Source organism: Rahnella perminowiae (assembly GCF_019049695.1).
Classification (GTDB): domain Bacteria; phylum Pseudomonadota; class Gammaproteobacteria; order Enterobacterales; family Enterobacteriaceae; genus Rahnella; species Rahnella perminowiae.
Genome location: NZ_JAFMOT010000184.1, coordinates 1 through 21233 on the forward strand (window position 1 = coordinate 1; position 21233 = coordinate 21233).

Here is a 21233-nt window from a genome sequence, read left to right on the forward strand (position 1 = left end):
CACCCCAACCCTCCCCTTCGCAGGGGAGAATACTCAGAATTCCCAATGACTTCTTCGCCAAACGCACCGGCTTGTGGCAATGATTTCTGGTCTTGAGTTGGAAACACGCAGAAAGCTTTCTAAGCAGCCTGTACGGCAGTGAACTGTTGCGTTTTCAGGTTTACTCTTATTTCAGGGAAAAACCCCACGATTTATTCCAACATGGCATAAACCGCTTCGTCCGATGACTGTTTAGCGTCCTATACTTATTCCCAATTACGTTGACTTTGAATCCCCTTATAAGAAAAAAGGAAGGAACTGATATGCCTCAGTCACAATCTGAAAACCGCCGCATCGTGCTGGCTTCACGTCCTCACGGTAAACCTGTCGATGATAACTTTCGTCTGGAAAAAGCCCCGTTACCGCAAGCCAAAGACGGCCAGTTATTGCTGCGCACCGTCTGGTTGTCACTTGATCCGTACATGCGCGGACGCATGAGCGACGCGCCTTCCTACGCCGCACCGGTGCAAATCGGTGAGGTGATGACCGGTGGTGCAGTTTCCCGCGTGGTGGAATCGAAAAATCCGGATTTCAGACCCGGCGATTTAGTGGTCGGCAGAACCGGCTGGCAGGATTATTGCGTTGCCGATGGCCAGGACGTCAAGAAACTGGAAGGGGCAGCACTCAAACAACCGTCCCTCGCACTGGGTGTATTGGGCATGCCGGGTTTTACCGCTTTTATGGGCCTGCTGGATATCGGTGAACCCAAACCGGGCGAAACGCTGGTCGTGGCTGCCGCGACGGGGCCTGTCGGTTCGCTGGTCGGACAGATTGGTAAGATCAAAGGCTGCCGTGTAATCGGGATTGCCGGTGGCGAAGAAAAATGCCGCTATGCGGTTGAGCATTTCGGTTTCGATGAATGCCTGGATCACCGCGCGCCGGATCTGGATAAACGTCTGAAAGCGGCCTGCCCGGAAGGCATTGATGTGTATTTTGAAAATGTCGGTGGCGCGGTGTTTGATGCCGTGTTGCCGCTGCTCAATACCAAAGCACGTATCCCGCTGTGCGGGCTGGTTTCTCAATATAATGCAACCGGTCTGAAAGATGGTCAGGACCGCCTTTCCTTGCTGACCGGCACCATCCTGAAGAAACGCATGCGTATGCAAGGCTTTATTATTTTTGATGATTACGGCCATCGCTATCCGGAATTTGCAAAACAGATGAGTGAATGGTTTGAACAGGGGAAAGTCAAATTCCGTGAAGATATCGTGGAAGGATTAGAGAATGCTCCGCAGGCGTTCTTTGGTCTGCTTGAGGGTAAAAACTTTGGCAAACTGGTCGTCCGTGTCGGTCAGGACTGATTTATTCTTAACGTCAGCCGGCAACGTCCACAGGAGGTTACATGAAATTACTGATGGTATTGACATCACACGATAAACTCGGTGAAACCGGTAAGAAAACCGGTTTCTGGCTGGAAGAATTTACTGCGCCTTATTACGAATTTCTGGATGCCGGTGCCGAACTGACGCTGGCTTCGCCGAAAGGCGGACAGCCACCGCTCGATCCGAAAAGCGATGAGCCGGATGCGCAGACCGAAACCACCGAACGTTTCCGTAATGATAAAGATGCACAGAAGGTGCTGGCGAACACGCACAAACTTGCTGATGTTAACGCTGATGACTTCGATGCCATTTTTTATCCGGGCGGTCACGGCCCGTTGTGGGATCTGGCTGAAGACCCGCACTCTATCGCGCTGATCCAGGCATTCTGGGCTGCGGGCAAACCGGTCTCTGCGGTCTGCCACGCACCGGGGGTTTTGCGCAATGTACTGGTGGAGGACGGCACGCCGCTGCTGAAAGACAAGCGCGTGACGGGCTTTAGTAACAGCGAAGAAGACGCGGTCGGGCTGACCGATATCGTGCCTTTTTTGGTCGAGGACGAGCTGAAAAAACATGGCGGTGACTACAGTAAGGCGGCAGACTGGCGGCCTTATTCCATTACCGACGGAAACCTGATCACCGGGCAGAATCCGGCCTCTTCCAGAGCGGTCGCACAGGCATTGCTGAAATTGCTGGGCGGCGGCGGGGCCGGCAAGTAATCTGACCGTGACTATTTCATCATCTGAAGAGGGTTTTATGGCATTTACACTGACCAGTAATGATCTGCGCGATGGCGAAAAAATGCCGGAAACGCAGGTTTTTAACGGCATGGGCTACAACGGTGACAACCTGTCGCCGCATCTGACCTGGTCCGGCGCGCCTGAGGGCACCAAAAGTTTTGTTATCACCTGCTATGATCCGGATGCCCCGACGGGTTCCGGCTGGTGGCATTGGGGCGTCGCCAATATTCCGGCTGACGTGACCGAATTGCCACAAGGTGCAGGCTCCGGCAAAGGCGGTTTACCCGCAGGTGCGGTACAAACCCGCACTGACTTTGGTAAGGCCGGTTATGGCGGCGCAGCCCCTCCGCAGGGCGAACACCATCACTATCATTTCACCGTCTACGCCATCGATACAGAAACGCTGGAAGTCGATGAGAATGCCAGCGGCGCATATCTCGGCTTCAACGTGCACTTCCATACTCTCGGCAAAGCATCACTGACAGTGATATACAGCTGATTCCTGTGGTATAAAAGACGCAGAAAAGGTGGTCAGTTTTTACTGGCCACCGTTTTTTTATTGCGGCGTTTGCTGCAACATTGAAAAAAAGAATAATCTTCTTCATCAAGGAGTCAGTCACAGTGAAAATTTCCACCCTGTCGCGCGCGTGCGCTGTATTGTCTGCCAGTCTTATCCTGGCGGCATGTAGCAGCAGCCATCAAGGCTTATCCAGCCAGGTTGCTCCGGGCACCGCGTCACTGCCCGTGTTATCAGCGGACGAAGCGGCCAATTTTACCACGAAAAATTATCTCGCCTTTGGCGGCCCTTCTTTGCAGGTTCAGCAACAGGGCTGGTTCCCTAAACTGGCAAGCACTGACGGTGTGAAAACCAGTTTCGTGGTGGGCCCGCAGTTAGGCACAGATGGCGCGCAATACTCCAACGTTCAGATGGCGGTAAACGCGGCACTGGCTGTGCGTAACCACGGCGAACGTATCTTCATTAAAATTCTGCCAGGCACGTATAACGGTGCGGTTTACATCCCGGCTGGTGCACCGCCAGTGACCTTATTCGGTGCGGGCAATAGCGCTTCTGATGTTACCCTCGCACAGGGTCTCGAAGCGTCCGCCGCTCCGGCAACATACCGTTCAACCGTCAGCCCTAACGGCCAGTTCCTGCCAGGCGATCGCGCGTACTATATGTTCCGGAACTGTGCCACCCTGACCACTGAAACCATCGGCACTGGCTGTACCGCGACCGTCTGGTCACAAAGCAACGGTGTTCAGATACAGAACCTGACTATTGGTAACGCCCTGCTCGATACCGTGGATGCCGGTGATCATTCTGCCGTTGCGCTGCGTACCGATGGTGACAATGTGATTCTGGATAACGTGCGTCTGATTGGCCGCCAGAATACCTTTATGGTCAATACCGCCAACATCCACAACCAGACTGACAACAACCGTTACAGCCGTGCTTACGTGCATAACAGCCTGATCGTCGGTGATGTGGATTACGTATTTGGCCGCGCTAATGCAGTATTCGATCACGTTGAGTTCCACACTGTCAGCAGCCGTGGCGTGAAACAGGCGTCCATCTTCGCGCCAAACACGCCAGCCGCCGCGCCTTACGGCTTCCTGGTGATCGACAGCAACCTGACCGGTGACCGTGGCTTCGAGCAGGCAGCGAAAGCCAAAATGGGCCGTGCATGGGATGCTGAGGGCGCCAGCAGCCAGCTGGTGATCCGTGACAGCAGCTTCGACAACAGCTATGACCAGATGAATCCGTGGGGCGCTTCCGTCTTCTCCGGTCACCCGTTTGTTGGCAATGTGCCGAAAGATGAAAAACAGCAGCGAAACGTGAATGACACTAACTTCAACCGCCTGTGGCAGTACAACAATGTACTGACTCAGCCTGCGAAGTAATTCAGTCTGATGCCATGAAAAAACCGCCGGGGTGGGCCTCCGGCGGTTTTTTTTCGTTCAGCCTTCTTCTGCCCGTCTTTTAGCGGGTTTCATTACCGAGGCGGAATACTGACACGGTGCGTTCCAGATTCACCGCCTGCTCATCGAGCGAAGCCGCTGCACTGGCTGACTGCTGAACCAGTGCCGAGTTTTGCTGAGTCACGGTATCCATCTCTGCCACGGCCAGCGCAATCTGACTGATGCCGCGACTTTGCTCGTCAGACGCCGACGCAATCTCATGAATGATTTGCGTCACATGACGCACCGAGCCGACGATTTCTTCCATGGTGTCACCGGCTTTCGCCACCAGCTGCGAACCGTTATTGACATTAATCACCGATTTATCGATCAGCCCTTCAATCTCTTTCGCCGCCTGCCCGCTGCGCTGCGCCAGACTGCGCACTTCGCTGGCGACCACCGCAAAACCACGGCCCTGTTCCCCTGCCCGCGCCGCTTCAACCGCAGCGTTAAGCGCCAGAATATTAGTCTGGAAAGCGATGCTGTTGATGACAGTGGTAATTTCCGAAATCTGCTTCGAACTGACAGTGATCTCTTTCATCACACCCACGACATCCGCCACCAGTTTACCGCCCCGCGCCGCCGTGCTGGCAGCATCGGAAGCCAGCTGACTGGCCTGCGCGGCATTGTCGGCGTTCTGTTTCACCGTTGAGGTCAGTTGTTCCATGCTGGCCGCTGTTTGCCCAAGCGCCGCAGCCTGCTCTTCGGTACGGGCTGACAGGTCGATGTTGCCTGCGGCAATTTCACCCGAGGCACGGGTCACCTGCGTTACGCCCTCACGGATATCACCGATGATGCCGTGCAGATTCTGGTTCATGGTTTCAATTGCGCGGCTCAGTTGCCCCACTTCGTCAAAGCTGTGGCTGGTGGTGTGTGTCGAAAGATCACCGGCAGCGATACGTTGTGCAATTTGCAGCGTGTGACGCAACGGGAGCGTCAGCTGCCGGGTCATGCGCCATGAAATCAGCACACCAGTGACTATGGCTGCCACAATGATCACCAGCATTTCGGAAATGGTGCGCGATACTTCCTGGTGAAGACTGTTCATCTCATGATCGAGCAGCGTGTTAGACGCGGAGGTCAGTGCCAGCCCGGCTTCAGCCAACCGGGCGGTGATGTGTTTTGGATCACTGCCTGCCGGAGGATTCAGCGTCTGCTGCCAGCTTTCACGGTAGCGTTGAATATTTGCCGGCATAGTCTCTACCAGGCGCTGATCTTCCGGCTCCCAGGCATACGCCGCCACTTCTCCCAGGCGGGTTTCCAGTTTATCCAGCGCCTGGCGGTTTTCTTCAACAAATTTAGGGTCTTTGCTGGCCATATAGGAAAGCCGGGTAAATTTGGCATCGCTCAGCAGATCGTTAACGGTTTTGAGCAAAGTCGCTTTTTCAGCGCGTTGATTGATGCTGGTCAGATGGTAGATACCGGACACAGCAATAAAGGAGCCCAGAAGCAATACCAGCGCAAATCCTGCACCGAGCTTGTTAGCGATTGTGGCATGGCGAACCCGGCCAGTGATCCCTGAAAGTACATTCATTTACTTCTCCCTGATAACCAAAAAGGACTGATTCTTAAGTGGCAGCGCCACCGCAGAATGAGTGAATAACGGGAGAGTTATCGACCAGCGCTGTTCAACATTTATAGAGACATTAAAATATTTCTAATCAATAGCACGTCTGGCACAGGCAATAAAAAAGCCCCTTATTACAGGAGCTTGATCATTATTTCACGGCGGTATTATTGGTTAGTTAAAAATATAACATTAACAAAACTAACAAGTAACCTATTGTGATTAATTAATTTCCAGAATGCTTACCCACATCGGGCCTTTGCCCACAGGGTAAGTTTTCAGGGTGGTCAGCTGACCGTTTTGTGGATCGATTTTCGCCACTTCAATCGCGTCCGATTTCTGTCCTGCGGTAATCACATACCGGCCAGTGTGATCGATATTGAAACCGCGAGGCTGTGTCTGGGTGGTGTGATGCCCGACCAGCTCAAGCACGCTGCCATCTTCTGAGACCGTCAGCACAGAAATCAGGCTGGCAGTCCGGTCTGAGGCGTAGAGGAATTTGCCATCCGGCGTGATGTGCAAATCAGCAGCCCAGCAGGTGCCGGTGAAATCAGCGGGCATAATCCCCAGCGTCTGCACCTGACGGTATTCGCCGCTGGTGACGTCTTTCTGGTACACGTCCACGCTGCTGTTCAGTTCATTTACACAGTAGGCAAAATGATGATTCGGGTGGAATGCCATATGACGCGGGCCCGCACCCGCTGCAGTTTTCAGCTCCGGCGCGGCGTGCGGCGTCGCTTCGCCGTTGGCACTGAAGTCGAACTGGCGGATGCGATCTTCTTTCAGCGCAGGGATCATCAGTACCTGATTGGTCGGGTCGATATTGGCGGAGTGCGGAGCCTGGATATTTTCCAGCACCTGTACAGGCGCAAGCGCGAGCCCTTTTTCATCCAGCGGATGAATGCTGACATTATTAAAACTGTAGGACGCGGAGAACACAAAACGTCCCTGAAGGTCGATCCCCAGATGCGTCGGACTGCCCGGCAATGGGGCCATCGCAGCTTCTTCCAGTTTACCTTCATGGTCAATGCGGTAGGTCAGCACACCAAACTCAGGGCGCACGCCAACATACAGACGATGGCCGTCAGGATGAATCACCATCGGCTGAACCTGTCCCGGAACTTCCACCGTTTGTAGCAGGCTCAGTTCACCCTTGTCTGCCAGACGAAAAGCGTGGATTTGCTGGCTCTCAGGGCTGGCAACGTAGACGACTTGCTTCATCACATCTCCTTATTAAGAATCAAATAGTTGTAATACCCAAAATAGTTCGAGTTGCAGGAAGACAAGCGCAACCAACCTATCTGCAACTTGAAATATGCCGGGTATTAAAGCGTAGCTCAGGTTACCACGATACGGCGCCCCCTTTGGTGCCGGATACGCAGTTTAATTAGCAGGCTAAAAAAGGTAACATGGCGATAATTCCCCCGATTCCCCCTCACTTACGATGGACTGCTCATGACTTATCGCATTATTGCGCTCGACCTCGACGGGACGCTGCTGGACCGCCAAAAACGTATCCTTCCTGAATCCCTTGCCGCGCTGGCAGATGCCCGTGCACAAGGGGTCAAAGTCGTCGTCGTGACCGGACGCCATCATGTGGCCATCCATCCCTTTTATCAGGCATTGCAGCTCGATACACCTGCTATCTGCTGTAACGGCACGTATTTATATGATTATCAGGCACGTAAGGTTTTAACCTCCGATCCGCTGGATCCGGTCAAAGCCAAAAAAGTGATCGACTTGCTGGAATATCACGGCATCCACGGTCTGTTATATGTTGATGACGCCATGCTGTATCAGCAGCCGAGCGGCCACGTCAGCCGTTCCATTGCCTGGGGGCAAACCCTGCCGGAACATCAGCGTCCGAACATTATTCAGGTTAACAGCCTGCGCGAAGCCGCTGACAACGCACAGTCAGTCTGGAAATTTGCCACATCGCATCAGGATCTCGATACCCTGCACACCTTTGCCGCACAGGTAGAAAATGAGCTGGGTCTGGCCTGTGAATGGTCATGGCATGATCAGGTTGATGTTGCAAAAGGAGGCAACAGCAAAGGCCGCCGCTTGCAGGAATGGGTCGAATCTCAGGGCATGACCATGCAGGATGTGGTGGCGTTCGGTGATAACTACAACGACCTGAGCATGCTGGAAAATGTCGGTCTTGGCGTGGCGATGGGCAATGCAGATGATGCTATCAAAGAACGTGCGGCGCTGGTGATTGGTGACCACGAAACACCGGGAATCGCTGAGGTTATCCGCAACAAAGTGCTGAATTAACCGTTACCGGTGCACCTTCCTCTGCTACAGAGGAAGGTGTTTTTTGCAGGCTTATCCGTCAGTTTCCAATGTCTTATTCCTGACCGGCCGGACGGTACGGGGGATTAATCGCCTGTTTTCGTCATAATACCGGCTGGGCCAGATCACCGAAGGAGGTATATCCAGAGCCTGAGCGATGATCATTTCCCCTTTCGGCCACGGACGCGCCAGTGCATTGGCCAGTGTCGACGAACCTAAACCGGCTTGCCTTGAGAGCGCCGCCAGTGAGGTTCTTTTCTTACGTAATGCGGCAATAATATCCGCCGGATGCCAGTCATTTTCCATTTTTCATCCTTCTTCCTTTGTTGTTAGTTCAGCTAACTGAATTGTGAATTACACTGACACATAACAATGTCCAGTAACTCTAAACAACAATAATGTTAAGTGATGCTAAACATAACGTCAATACGGTTTCTATGGTTATTGATAATGATCCCACATCGACTGAAATCCGCGCGGGCAAAAGCCAGGCTTACGCAGGAAAAATTGGGTGTTTTGGCCGGAATAGATGAGAGCACGGCGCGTTCGCGTGTATCGCAATATGAAAACGGCACGTACAGCCCGAACTTTGACACCATGTGTCATTTTGCCCGCGTGCTTAACGTGCCGGAATGTTACTTTTATATTCTCGATGACGCGTTTGCCGAACAGGTTCTGGTGCTTTATGCCGCTTTTAATCCGTCAGAAAAGTAAGGCGCAGTACGCTTAGCGATTAACTGACACGCTCTTGATCTGCGCATACAGCCATTGTCCTGCGCGGATCATCAGTTCGTCGCGCGCCCACGGCGTGATCCGCGCCCAGATGATATGATCGGCCATCGCCAGTTTGACCTCCACCTGATTTCCCAGATCCAGACATTCCAGCACTTTTGCCGGCAGAATGTTGCGGATACTGCTGTTGTTCGCCGTCGGTTGCAATACCAGAGAAACGTCCGTGGCATTCACGCGTATACGCAGCGCCGTGCCGGGTACTTCTTCGACTTTACTGATCCATAAACGCTGATCGCCAACCGCCAGCGCCGTCATTTCATAGCGCGGATGATGTTCAAGCACGCTGACATTCAGCACACTGCTTTGCTCTTCTTTGGGCAACCACGGACGCATCACATTGCTTGCCCACACCTCTTCCAACGTTCCCATGGCCAGCACCTTACCGCTGTCGAGTACCAGCACTTTTTCTGCCAGACGTAAAATCTCATCCAGACTGTGCGTCACATACAAAATCGGAATGCTGATTTCCTGCGCCAGACGCTCCAGGTAAGGCATCAGTTCGCGTTTACGCGGAATATCGAGCGCGGCCAGCGGCTCATCCATCAGCAAAATTTCCGGTGCTGTCAGCAGCGCCCGGCCGATTGCCACGCGCTGTTTCTCACCGCCGGACAGCGTAAGCGGGAAGCGATCCAGCAAAGGCGCGATGCCGAGCAAACGCACGATGTTATCGAATTGTCCGCGCATCGACGGCGCCATGCCATATTGCAGATTACCTTTCACGCGGTAATGCGGAAACAGGCGCGCATCCTGAAAAACATAGCCGATGCGACGTTTTTCGGGCGGCAGGAAAATGTTGTTTTGCCGGTCGGATAAAACGCGACCGTTCAACGTTATGCGGCCAGTGTCAGGCCGGGTGAGGCCACCGATGGCATTAATGAGCGAGGTTTTCCCCGCACCTGACAAGCCGAAAATGGCCGTTATTCCCTGCGCCGGTAAGGTCTGCGTCACCTGTAATTTCAGGCTACCCAGCGTCTGGCTGAAATCGAGTTCAAGCATGTCAGCCTCCCAGCCGGATACGGCTGCGTTTTGCCAGCCAGTCAGAAATCAGCAGTGCAGCCAGAGACAGCAGGATCGCCAACACACACAGCCGCGCGGCAGCCCCTTCCGCACCCGGTGTTTCAATCAGGGTATACATTGCCAGAGGAATGGTACGGGTCTCACCCGGAATATTCGAAACGAAGGTGATGGTTGCGCCAAATTCGCCCAGCGAACGTGCAAACGCCAGCACTATGCCGACAATGACACCTGGTGTGGAAAGCGGCAGTGTGAGGGTGAAAAACACCCGCCACGGTGACGCGCCGAGCGTGCGGGCAGCAAGTTCAAGTTTAGGGTCAACGGCCTCCAGCGACTGGCGGATCGCACGCACCATCAACGGAAATGCTACCACCGCTGAGGCCAGCACCGCACCGTGCCAGCTAAAACTGAAGCTGAAACCAAACCATTCGTACAGTCGCTGGCCAATAAAACCACGACGCCCCATCACCACCAGCAACAGATAACCAATCACCACCGGCGGTAATACCAGGGGCAAATGAATAATGCTGTCGAGCAGGGATTTACCGGGGAAACGGCCACGGGCCAGAATCCACGCCATCAGAATACCAAGCGGCAGACTGCAAACAACGGCCAGGCTCGATACTTTCAGACTGAGAAGTACCGCCTGCCACTCATATTCACTCAACATCATGTCGGTTTCTTAATCCTGAATTTATGTGTCGCAGAGATGAAATATCGGCAAAAATGTCGAAGGCTTTAATACCCATCAAAGTATAGAGAATCGCACACGGGGAAAGAAACAGAGAGGAAAAGATAAAGCCTGCGCAGTGCGGGAAGGCCTTATCTGTTTTCAGCAACAGCGATGAACTCAGGCGCGAGGCGTGAAACCGTATTTTTTGAAGATTTCAGCCGCTGCCGGCGTTTTCAGATAATCATAAAAACCGCTGACTGTCGTATTTTCATGCCCCTTAACCATGGCCATCGGATACTCAACTGGCTTATGGCTCGATGCCGGGAAAACACCGACCACTTTGACTTTCTTACTGGCCACTGCGTCAGAACCATACACAATGCCCACCGGTGCCTCTTCACGTTCTACCAGCGCCATGGCCGCACGGACGTCGCTGGCGCGCGCCAGTTTAGGTTCCAGCGTGGTCCAGGCTCCCAGTTTTTGCAGCGCTTCTTTGGCATAAATCCCGGCCGGGACATGATCCGGGTCCCCCACCGCCAGGCGGCTGTCGCCCAACAGTTTGGTCCATTCAGTTTTCTCTGAGATGTCGACTTTGTTGATTTTGCTGCCGGCCGCCGAAATCAGCACCAGCTCGTTACCCAGCAACGTATAACGGGTGTTATCCACCATTTGCTGTTTGCTGATGGCATAATCCATCCACTGCTGATCGGCAGAAATAAACATATCTGCCGGAGCGCCTTGCTCTATCTGACGGGCCAGTGTGGAAGATGAGGCGAAAGATGAGACAACCTGCACGCCTTTTTCTTTCTGATACTGCGTTGCAATATCCTGCAATGCGTTGGTCAGTGATGCGGCGGCAAACACAGTGATTTTCTCTGCTGCCTGAGCCTGAACACCAAGTCCTGCTACCAGAACGGTCGCGGTGAATACTTTGCCCCATTGATATGTCATCGTTTTCCTTCGCCTTTGTGAAAAAATGTTTCGTTATGTAATCCTTAATATAACGCAGCAGGAAACGATGTCATGCATTTTTAGGAGCAAGGGGCGGATAACCTATGGTTTTTTGATCTGAACGATAAAAAGAAAACCCAAAAAAAAGAAAACCCGGCGCGATGGCCGGGTTCCGGAAAAAAGCTCATTAATCAGTAATGAGGCTTCTCACGGGATTCTTTAGAGTGACCCACGTGGGAGATGATATTGAATACTTCGCCAAGCCCCCAGATCAGGCCCAGGATCACAGCGATGAAAACCGGTACCATGACGGCAGCGAAAATCAAACTTTCTAATAATTCTAACATGATAGCCTCACTTAACTGGCTGAATCGCCCTGAGGCGATGTTGAACTTCGTACATGAAGTCAAAAACGAAAAATCAAACTGTTGCGGATAATAACAGCACGGGACGGTAATTACTTTAGCATTTCGCCAACTTGCCTGCCTGCTGGTTTAGCGGCGACAATAAGCCCTCATTCTCACAAGGAAGCTGCGATGCAAGCCGAAATTCTCTTAACCCTTAAACTTCAGCAACGTTTGTTTGCCGATCCGCGCCGCATTGAATTACTGCGGCAGGTGCGCCAGACCGGTTCAATCAGTCAGGGGGCCAGGCTCGCGAACATCAGTTACAAAAGTGCCTGGGATGCCATCAATGAAATGAATCAGCTTGCCGATCAGACGCTGGTCGATCGCAGCACCGGTGGCAAAGGCGGGGGTGGCGCAGTGCTGACGGCATACGGCGAGCGTCTGATCCAGCTTTATGAATTACTGGCACAAATTCAGCAAAAAGCCTTCGACGTGCTGAAAGAAGATTCGCTCCCTCTCGACAGTTTGCTGGCGGCTATTTCACGTTTCTCCCTGCAAACCAGTGCGCGCAACCAGTTCTTCGGCAATGTCATTGAGCGCGGGTACAGCATCGTTCAGCAGCATATTGATGTCCTGCTGGCTGATGGCAAAACAAGGATCCGCGCAGCGGTCACTGAACAAAGCGCCGACCGTCTGGCGTTAACGCCCGGTAAAGAAGTCCTGGTGCTGATCAAAGCGCCGTGGATCACGCTGAGCATGCAGGCTGATCACCCGCATAACGCCTTGCAGGGCGATATCACCCACATCCAGCGCGGTGAAAACAGCAGCGAAGTGCTGATGAAGCTCCCGGGCAGTGAAATATTATGTGCGACAGTGCCAAATGCCGAAGCCGACAAACTGACCCTGAAAACCGGCCAGAGCGTTTTCGCACAATTTGATGACGACAAAGTAATCCTTGCCACCTTGTGCTAAAAAAATAAGTTAATCAGGATCTTGCAAAATCAGCGTTTTCATTTTGCAGATTTGTCAATTGACTTGCGAAGATGCAGCGCTTATCCCTTGTTTTATAATCATTTGAAAATGAGAGATTAAATATGTCGTCGTTGCATATCTCGCAAGGCGTTTTCCGCCTCAGCGATACCCGGACCCTCACACTTTCTGATCTCACTGTTCGTCAGACAGACAGTTGGGCGTTTGTCGGCTCCAATGGCAGCGGAAAATCCGCACTGGCACGTGCGCTGGCAGGCGATTTAACCCTGCTGAAAGGCACCCGGAAAAACAGTTTCCCGCATATCGTTCGCCTTTCATTCGAGCAATTACAAAAGCTGGTCGCCGATGAATGGCAGCGTAACAACACTGATTTACTGAGTGAAGGTGAAGACGATACCGGCCGCACTACTGCTGAAATTATTCAGGATGAAGTGCGTGATCCGGCCCGCTGTGCGGCCCTTGCCGCACAGTTTGGTATTGAGAAATTGCTTGACCGTCGCTTCAAATATTTATCGACCGGCGAAACGCGCAAAACCCTGCTGTGTCAGGTGCTGATGCAAAAACCCGATTTGCTGGTGCTGGATGAGCCGTTCGACGGCCTCGACGTCAACGCCCGCGCCCAGCTGGCACAGTTGCTGGAAACCTTATCCGGCGAAGGCCAGACGATGGTGCTGGTGCTTAACCGCTTTGACGACATTCCTGCGTTTGTGAAAAATGTCGGCGTGCTGGCTGACTGCACGCTGGCCTCTGTAGGGCCGCGAGAACAGGTGATGGCTGATGCGCTGGTTGCCCAACTGGCACACAGTGAAAGCCTGAACGGTATGGCCGTGCCGGAAGCAGAAGATCCCACCGCACGTATCAGCCCGCCTGCCGGCAGTCCGTTAATCGTGCTGCGTGACGGCGTAGTGCAGTACAACGACCAGCCGATTTTGCACCATCTGAGCTGGCAGGTTGATCACGGCCAGCACTGGCAGATCACCGGCCAGAACGGTGCAGGAAAATCCACCTTACTGAGCCTTATCACCGGCGATCACGCACAGGGCTACAGCAATGACCTGACGCTGTTCGGCCGCCGTCGCGGCAGCGGTGAAACCATCTGGGACATCAAGCGTCATATTGGCTATGTCAGCAGCAGCCTGCATCTGGATTACCGCGTCAGCACCAGCGTGCGCAATGTTATTACTTCCGGCTTCTTCGATTCGATCGGTATTTATCAGGCGGTATCCGACCGGCAGAAATTACTCACCTCCCAATGGCTGGAATTGCTCGGGCTGGAAGGTGATGCCGGTGATACCCCGTTCCACAGTTTATCCTGGGGACAACAGCGTCTGGCGCTGATTGCCCGCGCACTGGTCAAGCATCCGGCGCTGTTAATTCTTGATGAACCGTTACAGGGGCTGGATCCGATCAACCGTCAGCTGGTGCGCCGCTTTGTCGATATCCTGATCGGCGAAGGTGAAACTCAGTTGCTGTTTGTTTCGCATCATGCGGAAGATGCGCCGCAATGCATTACCCATCGTCTGAGCTTTATTCCTGACGGTGAAATCTACCGTTATCAGATTGACATACTGTAACGTTATTTCGCTTCCTCTTTGCGGGGATCATCAGTGCAGTCACTACGCCCGCCAGCGCCAGTGCCGCCAGCAATGAATACCCGTTTTCAATGCCCTGCCGGCCGGGATTATTTTTCAGCAACAGTGTGAGCAGTGCCAGCATCACCAGGGCGCTGCTTACCCGAATCCAACCTCCCAGACGGGATGCATAATGATATTCATCACCGGTGAGCTGATCCCTTTCTGTTGCGGCGGCCTGACGGGCTATGCCCGCGCCGAATCCGGTCAGTAACATACCCGGCAGCAGCACCAGCCCGAAAGCAGGCATTATTGCCATCACCCCCAGCCCGCACGCCGCAATCATAAAACCCCACAGCAAGAGGCTGGCAGAGGTGACATTCCGCCCGAGTTTTTCGCCGAACGCTTTGCCCGACACCATCATCAGCAATAAGGTAACAAAGCAGAGAATAATGCCCGGCCCGCCGAATCCGTAAATCTGATACATCGTCACCGCCAGCAGGAACCACGCAGCACAGGTGACTGCCGTAACGAAAATACCGGTCCAAAAACTTATTTGCAGGGGCAACGAGGCCCGCAAATGACGCGGCATCAGGGGTTGAGGGTGGTAACGCTCGCTGATGATAAACAACACAAAAAACAGTGCGGCGGCTCCCGCCAGCGCGTGGGACAGCGGTGTATCCAGCCCGTTAAAGCCGACATTCAGCAGCGTCAGCACCAGGTGCAGCACAAACAATATGCCCGATGCTGGTGACAACCACCGCGCAGGTGATTTTTTGGCGTTCATAACAGTTCCTTTATCAGCATTCCGCAGTACAAAAGATGAATCTTATTCATCCATATCATGTTGATAAAAGAGCTTACACCGCCTAATTTAGATGATTCAACGTCATAGATTTCAGCCATGGATGAAAATAACTCATCATGAAGAAGATTCGTTTACCGCCTCTCGGTTCGCTCAAAGCATTTGATGCGGTGGCGCAGCAGAAGAGTTTCAAACGCGCGGCAGAAGATATCGGCGTGACAGCCACTGCTATCAGCCATCAGATCCGTGTGCTTGAAGAGTCATTGGGCACGGCAGTGTTTGAGCGCAGCGCCCGTGAGGTCAGGCTTACCGCCGCGGGGCAAATCCTGCGCCACGCCACGCAGCAGGCATTTGCCGGGTTACAGGCAGCCGTCGAAGAAATTCATCACGCCGCGTTGCCTGCGGCGCTGACACTGACCACGACATCCAATTTCCTGACACACTGGCTGGTACCGCGGCTGGCGGATTTAAAAGCCGCTGCGCCCGAGATGGATTTACGCTTACATACCGGCATTGAGCTGGTGGATTTAACCCGTAATACCGTGGATGTAGCGATCCGTTACAGCGAATCCGCCGGTGAGAATCTTGATTCGAGGCTGCTTTATCACGACACTTTTGTGCTGGTTGCCAGTCCTGCGCTGGCGTTGAAAACGATGGAGGATCTGACGACAGTAACGTTGTTTCATGTGGAAAATCGTCATATTCCTCGCCCCTCTCCCGACTGGGAGAACTGGCAAAAACACTTCGGTCCGGCGCAATTAAACACCGACAGTGGCCTGCGTTTTACGGATGAAACCCATGCTATTCAGGCGGCGATTGCCGGTCAGGGTGTGGCGATTGTCAGCAGTTTGCTGGCGCATGACTTCATTGAAAAAGGCATCCTGACCACCCCGTTCCCTCAATACCTGCCCGGCGCAAACTATTATCTGGTGACCACCAAAGAGAAAGCACTGCGCGAAGATATCGTGACACTCCGCCGCTGGTTAGTGGACAAAATGTCGGCATTTCCCCCGGCTGGAGTCTGAAAATGAGTCCGAAAAGCTGATTCACCCCCCGGATAAATTTTAGTGTAACCGATTACACAACCCATCCTTTCTGGCTTATCACCGGTTGCCGAAGGCTTTGCGTACCGCACGCCGCACCTGTTGAGTCACGTTGAAAGGTGGTAAACTGTTTGTGTAAGCGATTCCATTTTATTGGGGATGGATCACCTTTTTCAGCCTTGCAGCGTGATATCGTTGCATCCAGATAATCATCGGGGAGCTATTATGTACGTCTTAGTCACAGGTGGTAGCGGTTACATCGGCAGTCATACTTGCGTGCAATTGATTGATGCAGGCTATACACCCATCATTCTTGATAATCTTCACAACAGCAAAGTGAGTGTACTGGAACGTATCCATACCCTGACCGGCAAAACGCCGCTGTTCTACGAAGGTGATATTCGCGACCGCGCCCTTCTCGATAAAATTTTCAGTGAAAATCCTGTTCATTCCGTTATTCATTTCGCCGGCTGGAAAGCCGTGGGCGAATCCGTGGCAAAACCGCTGGCGTATTACGACAACAACGTCACCGGTACGTTGGTGCTGGTTGAAGCCATGCGTGCCGCCGGCGTAAAAAACCTGATATTCAGTTCTTCCGCCACCGTGTATGGCGATCAGCCAAAAACGCCGTATGTCGAAGATTTTCCGACCGGTAATCCTTCCAGTCCGTACGGCCGCAGCAAACTGATGGTCGAGCAAATTCTGGAAGATGTGCAGCGTGCTGAGCCTGAATGGAGCATCACGCTGCTGCGTTACTTCAACCCGGTCGGTGCTCATCCGTCTGGCCTGATGGGGGAAGATCCACAAGGTGTACCGAATAACCTGATGCCATTTATCGCGCAGGTGGCAGTAGGTCGTCGTGAGTCCGTCGCCATTTTCGGCAACGATTATCCGACACCGGACGGCACCGGCGTACGTGATTACATTCATGTTGTCGACCTGGCAGACGGACATCTGGCCGCGATGAAAACGCTGCACAACAAAGCGGGCGTACATGTTTATAACCTGGGCGCCGGCTTCGGTCACAGTGTGCTGGATGTGGTTAACGCCTTCAGCAAAGCCTGCGGCAAACCGGTGAATTACAAGTTTGCACCACGTCGTGATGGCGACTTACCGGCGTATTGGGCAGATCCGACCAAAGCAGCGAAAGAGCTGAACTGGAAAGTCACCCGCACGCTCGAAGACATGGCCAACGATACCTGGCTATGGCAGTCGAAAAACCCGCAAGGCTATCCGGATTAAGGAGGACTGAGGAAAGTTTATGACCACGTTTAACCCGATTGATCACCCGCATCGTCGCTACAATCCACTGACCGATCAGTGGATTTTAGTCAGCCCGCATCGTGCCAAGCGTCCGTGGCAGGGTCAGCAGGAAGCCGTTTCTCAGGAAACACTGCCTGCGCATGACCCGGACTGCTTTCTCTGTCCGGGCAATACCCGCGTAACAGGCGATGTGAATCCGAAATACACCGGCACGTTTGTGTTCACCAATGATTATGCCGCGCTGATGCCGGATACGCCTTTTGCGCCGGAAAGCGACGATCCGCTGATGCGCGTTCAGAGCGCACGCGGTACCAGCCGGGTGATCTGTTTCTCGCCGGATCACAGTAAAACTCTGCCGCAACTCTCAGTTGAAGCGTTGACGGAGATCGTCAGAACCTGGCAGGAACAAAGTGCGGATCTGGCAAAAACGTATCCGTGGGTGCAGGTTTTCGAAAACAAAGGCGCGGCAATGGGGTGCTCTAACCCGCATCCGCACGGCCAGATCTGGGCCAACAGCTTCCTGCCTAACGAAGCCGAACGTGAAGACCGTCTGCAACGTGCCTATCTGGAACAACAAGGTTCGCCGATGCTGGTCGATTACGTGCAGCGCGAACTGGCCGACGGCAGCCGTACGGTGGTTGAAACCGAACACTGGCTGGCAGTAGTGCCTTATTGGGCCGCATGGCCCTTCGAAACCTTGTTGCTGCCGAAAGTCCACGTCAAACGCATTACTGAGCTTAATGATGCACAACGCAGCGATCTGGCTCTGGCGCTGAAAAAGCTGACCAGCCGCTACGACAATTTGTTCCGGTGCTCTTTCCCGTATTCGATGGGCTGGCACGGTGCGCCATTTACCGAAGGCGACAACGAACACTGGCAACTGCACGCGCATTTCTATCCGCCGTTGCTGCGTTCAGCCACGGTGCGCAAATTTATGGTCGGCTACGAAATGCTGGCTGAAACCCAACGCGACCTGACAGCGGAACAAGCCGCAGAGCGTCTGCGGGCGGTGAGTGATGTTCATTATCGTGAGGCCGGAGAAAAAGAATGAAACTGAAGACCAAAACCCTGGAAATCTTTGCCGATAAATTTGGCTACCCTGCGACCATTACCATCAAAGCGCCGGGGCGCGTGAATCTGATTGGCGAACATACCGATTACAACGATGGCTTCGTGCTGCCGTGCGCGATCGATTATGAAACAGTGATCGCCTGCGCGCAGCGCAATGACCGTACGATCCATGTGATCGCCGCCGATTACGATAACGACGAAGACAGCTTCTCACTCGACGAACCGATTGTGCACACCGATGCACACCCCTGGGCCAATTACGTGCGTGGCGTGATCAAGCATCTGATGTTGCGTAACAAAGATTTCTCCGGTGCGGATATGGTGATCAGCGGCAACGTGCCACAGGGCGCGGGCCTGAGCTCTTCAGCTTCGCTGGAAGTCGCGGTCGGCCAGGCACTGAAGTCATTATATGACTTGCCGCTGGACGGCGTAGCACTGGCACTGAACGGTCAGGAAGCGGAGAACCAGTTTGTCGGCTGTAACTGCGGCATTATGGATCAGCTGATTTCTGCACTCGGCAAGGAAAATCATTCCCTGCTGATTGACTGCCGTTCACTGGATACCCGTGCGGTGTCTATGCCGGAAAACGCGGCGGTGGTGATTATCAACTCCAACGTGAAACGCGGCCTGGTTGACAGTGAATACAACGCCCGTCGCGAGCAATGCGAAGTGGCGGCACGTTTCTTCGGTGTGAAAGCGCTGCGTGATGTTGACCCTGCCCTGTTCTTCTCCATTCAGGATGAGCTGGATCCGGTCGTGGCCCGCCGTGCGCGTCATGTGATTACCGAAAACGACCGTACACTGGCAGCGGCTGATGCACTGGCCAGCGGCGACCTGAAACGTATGGGCGAACTGATGGCGGAATCTCACGCCTCAATGCGCGATGACTTTGAAATCACCGTGCCGCAAATCGATAAGCTGGTGGAAATCGTCAAAGAAGTGATTGGCGATAAAGGTGGTGTGCGTATGACCGGCGGTGGTTTCGGCGGTTGTATCGTGGCGCTGGTTCCTGAGGACATGGTGGAAAAAGTCCGTCATGCCGTTGAACAGCAATATCATGCGCACAGCGGTCTGAAAGAGACCTTCTATGTTTGCACCGCTTCACAAGGAGCAGGCATATGCTAAAACCTGAAAACACACAGCTGGCGCCCGATGGTCAGCCGTTTGAACAGGTTACGCTACAGAATGCAGCGGGTGCCACCGCAACGTTCATGGACTGGGGCGCGACCTGGTTATCCTTCACCCTGCCGCTGACGGATGGCTCCACGCGTGAACTGCTGCTCGGTTGCCAGTCGCCGCAGGAATACATGAACCAGAGTGCGTATCTGGGCGCGACCGTCGGACGTTACGCTAACCGTATCGCCCGCTCGCAGTTTGAAATTGACGGCAAAGCGCATCTGGTAGTCGCCAATCAGGGTGTTCACCAGTTGCACGGCGGGCCGGAAGGCTTCCATGCGCGTCGCTGGATCATTCTGGAACAGACCGCGCAGAAGCTGACGTTTCAACTGTTTTCTGTCGACGGCGATCAGGGTTATCCGGGCAACATGACAGCGAAAGTGTATTACCAGCTGACCGACGATAACCGGCTGGAAATCCGTTACGAAGCGACGGTTGACAAACTGTGTCCGGTCAATCTGACCAATCATGCCTATTTCAACCTCGACGGTGAAGGGACTGATGCGCGTCAGCACAAGCTGCAGCTGTTTGCTGATCGCTTCCTGCCGGTCGACAGCGATGGCATTCCTTGTGCGGATCCGGTCCCGGTTGAAAACACCGGCATGAATTTTAATGCCGCCAAAACGCTGGCGAAAGATTTCCTCGCCGACCGTGACCAGCAACGCGTGAAAGGGTATGACCACGCTTATCTGCTTAACCGCACCTGCAATACCGGCAGCAATCCGGCGGCGCATTTGTGGTCTGCTGATGGCAAAGTCAAAATGACGATGTTTACGTCTGCGCCAGCAGTGCAGCTTTACAGCGGCAATTTCCTGGGCGGAACCCCTAACCGTAGCGGCGGCGAATACGCCAGCTACAGCGGTGTCGCACTGGAAAGTGAGTTCCTGCCGGACAGCCCGAATCATGCCACCTGGCCGCAGCCGAGCTGTTGGGTTAAACCAGGTCAGATCTACAAATCTTCGACGACGTATCAGTTCTTTGCACTGTAATGTCTCACGACAGGGTCGCCCGGCCCTGTCTTCATTCCTTCCTGCTTCTGCGAATTTGTGACTCACGGCGCATCTGTATCAGCACATTTTAAGCTAAAGGCTCTTCCCCCATCTACGCTTAGAGAGTGTCCTGCCGAAAGGACGATTAATAAGGAGTTCGATATGCGTTTACCTGTTGTGTTATCCCTGCTGGCAACGCTGTGCGCGGCGGGTTCCGCTATTGCGGCTGATCCTGTTAAAGTTCCTTCCCCTGCTCAGACTGAGCAACGCCAAAAGATGACCGACTGTAATCAGCAGGCCACTACCCAGTCACTCAAAGGCGATGACCGCAAAAAATTCATGAGTCAGTGCCTCAAAGCGGAAACCAAACCGGCTATGGCAAAAATGACGCCTCAGCAGGAGAAAATGAAAACCTGTAACGCAGACGCCGCCAAAAAAGAACTTAAAGGCGATGCACGTAAGACTTTCATGAGTACCTGCCTGAAAAAAGCCAGCTGATCGCTGACTTTTTACACAAAACGCGCTGTCCGGGAGACCGTACGCGCGTTTTGTTTTACATCGCCGCAGCAAATTCGTTATGTTTAATACAAACGGCGTCCCGCAGAGACTTCCTGAGGAAGTTTCAGATT

Annotated in this window: 22 protein-coding genes; 14 read left to right on the plus strand and 8 right to left on the minus strand. The window is 53.5% G+C overall.

Annotation, left to right across the window (positions count from 1 at the left end; genetic code table 11):
• Positions 1 to 302 precede the first annotated feature (302 nt).
• The 4 genes from J1781_RS18160 to J1781_RS18175 all read left to right on the plus strand — a co-directional run bounded on the left by J1781_RS18160 (position 303) and on the right by J1781_RS18175 (position 4000).
• Positions 303 to 1340, plus strand: coding sequence for an NADPH-dependent curcumin/dihydrocurcumin reductase (locus J1781_RS18160; protein ID WP_217233986.1), 1038 nt, complete (start codon positions 303 to 305; stop codon positions 1338 to 1340).
• Between the two features lie 41 nt (positions 1341 to 1381).
• Positions 1382 to 2077, plus strand: coding sequence for a type 1 glutamine amidotransferase domain-containing protein (locus tag J1781_RS18165; RefSeq protein ID WP_129951979.1), 696 nt, complete (start codon positions 1382 to 1384; stop codon positions 2075 to 2077).
• Between the two features lie 37 nt (positions 2078 to 2114).
• Positions 2115 to 2597 carry a kinase inhibitor gene (locus J1781_RS18170; protein WP_129951980.1) on the plus strand — a complete coding sequence of 161 codons (483 nt, stop codon included), beginning with the start codon at positions 2115 to 2117 and terminating at the stop codon, positions 2595 to 2597.
• Between the two features lie 122 nt (positions 2598 to 2719).
• Positions 2720 to 4000: a putative acyl-CoA thioester hydrolase gene (locus J1781_RS18175; RefSeq protein ID WP_217233987.1), complete on the plus strand. Its 1281-nt coding sequence runs from the start codon at positions 2720 to 2722 to the stop codon at positions 3998 to 4000.
• A 79-nt stretch (positions 4001 to 4079) separates the two neighbouring features.
• Here the strand turns inward: J1781_RS18175 and J1781_RS18180 are convergent, their stop codons facing one another.
• Both J1781_RS18180 and pgl read right to left on the minus strand, forming a co-directional pair.
• On the minus strand, positions 4080 to 5591 hold the full coding sequence (locus tag J1781_RS18180) for a methyl-accepting chemotaxis protein (protein ID WP_129951982.1): 1512 nt from the start codon (positions 5589 to 5591) through the stop codon (positions 4080 to 4082).
• 255 nt (positions 5592 to 5846) lie between these two features.
• Positions 5847 to 6845, minus strand: coding sequence for a 6-phosphogluconolactonase (gene pgl / locus J1781_RS18185; protein WP_129951983.1), 999 nt, complete (start codon positions 6843 to 6845; stop codon positions 5847 to 5849).
• A 234-nt stretch (positions 6846 to 7079) separates the two neighbouring features.
• Between pgl and J1781_RS18190 the strand changes: the two genes are divergently transcribed.
• Entirely contained in the window at positions 7080 to 7901 is an 822-nt protein-coding gene (locus J1781_RS18190) for a pyridoxal phosphatase (RefSeq protein WP_129951984.1), read from the plus strand.
• Between the two features lie 51 nt (positions 7902 to 7952).
• Here the strand turns inward: J1781_RS18190 and J1781_RS18195 are convergent, their stop codons facing one another.
• Positions 7953 to 8225: a helix-turn-helix domain-containing protein gene (locus tag J1781_RS18195; RefSeq protein WP_129951985.1), complete on the minus strand. Its 273-nt coding sequence runs from the start codon at positions 8223 to 8225 to the stop codon at positions 7953 to 7955.
• A 144-nt stretch (positions 8226 to 8369) separates the two neighbouring features.
• Between J1781_RS18195 and J1781_RS18200 the strand changes: the two genes are divergently transcribed.
• Positions 8370 to 8633, plus strand: a complete 264-nt coding sequence (locus J1781_RS18200; RefSeq protein WP_217139303.1) for a helix-turn-helix transcriptional regulator — start codon at positions 8370 to 8372, stop codon at positions 8631 to 8633.
• 12 nt (positions 8634 to 8645) lie between these two features.
• Here the strand turns inward: J1781_RS18200 and modC are convergent, their stop codons facing one another.
• The 4 genes from modC to J1781_RS18220 form a co-directional block, all read right to left on the minus strand.
• A complete protein-coding gene (modC, locus tag J1781_RS18205; RefSeq protein ID WP_217233988.1) occupies positions 8646 to 9707 on the minus strand; it encodes a molybdenum ABC transporter ATP-binding protein ModC in 1062 nt (353 codons plus the stop codon).
• Position 9708: 1 nt separating this feature from the next.
• Positions 9709 to 10398: a molybdate ABC transporter permease subunit gene (gene modB, locus J1781_RS18210; RefSeq protein WP_129951988.1), complete on the minus strand. Its 690-nt coding sequence runs from the start codon at positions 10396 to 10398 to the stop codon at positions 9709 to 9711.
• Positions 10399 to 10575: 177 nt separating this feature from the next.
• On the minus strand, positions 10576 to 11349 hold the full coding sequence (modA, locus tag J1781_RS18215) for a molybdate ABC transporter substrate-binding protein (RefSeq protein ID WP_217233989.1): 774 nt from the start codon (positions 11347 to 11349) through the stop codon (positions 10576 to 10578).
• 191 nt (positions 11350 to 11540) lie between these two features.
• Positions 11541 to 11696, minus strand: coding sequence for an AcrZ family multidrug efflux pump-associated protein (locus J1781_RS18220; RefSeq protein WP_129951990.1), 156 nt, complete (start codon positions 11694 to 11696; stop codon positions 11541 to 11543).
• 189 nt (positions 11697 to 11885) lie between these two features.
• Here J1781_RS18220 and modE point away from each other — a divergent pair, with 189 nt between their 5' ends.
• Positions 11886 to 12668: a molybdenum-dependent transcriptional regulator gene (gene modE / locus J1781_RS18225; protein ID WP_129951991.1), complete on the plus strand. Its 783-nt coding sequence runs from the start codon at positions 11886 to 11888 to the stop codon at positions 12666 to 12668.
• A 122-nt stretch (positions 12669 to 12790) separates the two neighbouring features.
• Positions 12791 to 14260, plus strand: a complete 1470-nt coding sequence (modF, locus tag J1781_RS18230; RefSeq protein WP_217219917.1) for a molybdate ABC transporter ATP-binding protein ModF — start codon at positions 12791 to 12793, stop codon at positions 14258 to 14260.
• Here modF and J1781_RS18235 read toward each other — a convergent pair.
• On the minus strand, positions 14214 to 15044 hold the full coding sequence (locus J1781_RS18235; protein ID WP_217233990.1) for an MFS transporter: 831 nt from the start codon (positions 15042 to 15044) through the stop codon (positions 14214 to 14216). The two genes, modF and J1781_RS18235, sit on opposite strands and share 47 nt — an antisense overlap.
• Before the next feature lie 137 nt (positions 15045 to 15181).
• Between J1781_RS18235 and J1781_RS18240 the strand changes: the two genes are divergently transcribed.
• The 6 genes from J1781_RS18240 (at position 15182) to J1781_RS18265 (ending at position 21102) form a co-directional block, all read left to right on the plus strand.
• Positions 15182 to 16087 carry a LysR substrate-binding domain-containing protein gene (locus J1781_RS18240; protein ID WP_217139308.1) on the plus strand — a complete coding sequence of 302 codons (906 nt, stop codon included), beginning with the start codon at positions 15182 to 15184 and terminating at the stop codon, positions 16085 to 16087.
• A 243-nt stretch (positions 16088 to 16330) separates the two neighbouring features.
• Positions 16331 to 17347 carry a UDP-glucose 4-epimerase GalE gene (gene galE / locus J1781_RS18245; protein WP_129951995.1) on the plus strand — a complete coding sequence of 339 codons (1017 nt, stop codon included), beginning with the start codon at positions 16331 to 16333 and terminating at the stop codon, positions 17345 to 17347.
• Between the two features lie 19 nt (positions 17348 to 17366).
• Positions 17367 to 18419, plus strand: a complete 1053-nt coding sequence (gene galT / locus J1781_RS18250) for a galactose-1-phosphate uridylyltransferase (protein ID WP_129990567.1) — start codon at positions 17367 to 17369, stop codon at positions 18417 to 18419.
• Positions 18416 to 19564, plus strand: a complete 1149-nt coding sequence (gene galK, locus J1781_RS18255) for a galactokinase (protein ID WP_217219916.1) — start codon at positions 18416 to 18418, stop codon at positions 19562 to 19564. The genes galT and galK overlap by 4 nt, the downstream gene beginning before the upstream one ends.
• A complete protein-coding gene (gene galM / locus J1781_RS18260; protein ID WP_129951998.1) occupies positions 19558 to 20604 on the plus strand; it encodes a galactose-1-epimerase in 1047 nt (348 codons plus the stop codon). The genes galK and galM overlap by 7 nt, the downstream gene beginning before the upstream one ends.
• Before the next feature lie 162 nt (positions 20605 to 20766).
• Positions 20767 to 21102, plus strand: coding sequence for a PsiF family protein (locus J1781_RS18265; protein ID WP_129951999.1), 336 nt, complete (start codon positions 20767 to 20769; stop codon positions 21100 to 21102).
• Positions 21103 to 21233 lie beyond the last annotated feature (131 nt).

Bases quoted from the DNA above. Each gene is read 5' to 3' on its own strand.
- J1781_RS18220 (WP_129951990.1), bottom strand. From the start codon at position 11,696: ATGTTAGAATTATTAGAAAGTTTGATTTTCGCTGCCGTCATGGTACCG.
- galE (WP_129951995.1), top strand. From the start codon at position 16,331: ATGTACGTCTTAGTCACAGGTGGTAGCGGTTACATCGGCAGTCATACT.
- modA (WP_217233989.1), bottom strand. From the start codon at position 11,349: ATGACATATCAATGGGGCAAAGTATTCACCGCGACCGTTCTGGTAGCA.
- galT (WP_129990567.1), top strand. From the start codon at position 17,367: ATGACCACGTTTAACCCGATTGATCACCCGCATCGTCGCTACAATCCA.
- J1781_RS18240 (WP_217139308.1), top strand. From the start codon at position 15,182: ATGAAGAAGATTCGTTTACCGCCTCTCGGTTCGCTCAAAGCATTTGAT.
- pgl (WP_129951983.1), bottom strand. From the start codon at position 6,845: ATGAAGCAAGTCGTCTACGTTGCCAGCCCTGAGAGCCAGCAAATCCAC.
- J1781_RS18165 (WP_129951979.1), top strand. From the start codon at position 1,382: ATGAAATTACTGATGGTATTGACATCACACGATAAACTCGGTGAAACC.
- modC (WP_217233988.1), bottom strand. From the start codon at position 9,707: ATGCTTGAACTCGATTTCAGCCAGACGCTGGGTAGCCTGAAATTACAG.
- J1781_RS18190 (WP_129951984.1), top strand. From the start codon at position 7,080: ATGACTTATCGCATTATTGCGCTCGACCTCGACGGGACGCTGCTGGAC.
- J1781_RS18200 (WP_217139303.1), top strand. From the start codon at position 8,370: ATGATCCCACATCGACTGAAATCCGCGCGGGCAAAAGCCAGGCTTACG.
- galM (WP_129951998.1), top strand. From the start codon at position 19,558: ATGCTAAAACCTGAAAACACACAGCTGGCGCCCGATGGTCAGCCGTTT.
- J1781_RS18265 (WP_129951999.1), top strand. From the start codon at position 20,767: ATGCGTTTACCTGTTGTGTTATCCCTGCTGGCAACGCTGTGCGCGGCG.
- J1781_RS18160 (WP_217233986.1), top strand. From the start codon at position 303: ATGCCTCAGTCACAATCTGAAAACCGCCGCATCGTGCTGGCTTCACGT.
- J1781_RS18180 (WP_129951982.1), bottom strand. From the start codon at position 5,591: ATGAATGTACTTTCAGGGATCACTGGCCGGGTTCGCCATGCCACAATC.
- J1781_RS18235 (WP_217233990.1), bottom strand. From the start codon at position 15,044: ATGAACGCCAAAAAATCACCTGCGCGGTGGTTGTCACCAGCATCGGGC.
- J1781_RS18170 (WP_129951980.1), top strand. From the start codon at position 2,115: ATGGCATTTACACTGACCAGTAATGATCTGCGCGATGGCGAAAAAATG.
- modB (WP_129951988.1), bottom strand. From the start codon at position 10,398: ATGATGTTGAGTGAATATGAGTGGCAGGCGGTACTTCTCAGTCTGAAA.
- galK (WP_217219916.1), top strand. From the start codon at position 18,416: ATGAAACTGAAGACCAAAACCCTGGAAATCTTTGCCGATAAATTTGGC.
- modE (WP_129951991.1), top strand. From the start codon at position 11,886: ATGCAAGCCGAAATTCTCTTAACCCTTAAACTTCAGCAACGTTTGTTT.
- J1781_RS18195 (WP_129951985.1), bottom strand. From the start codon at position 8,225: ATGGAAAATGACTGGCATCCGGCGGATATTATTGCCGCATTACGTAAG.
- modF (WP_217219917.1), top strand. From the start codon at position 12,791: ATGTCGTCGTTGCATATCTCGCAAGGCGTTTTCCGCCTCAGCGATACC.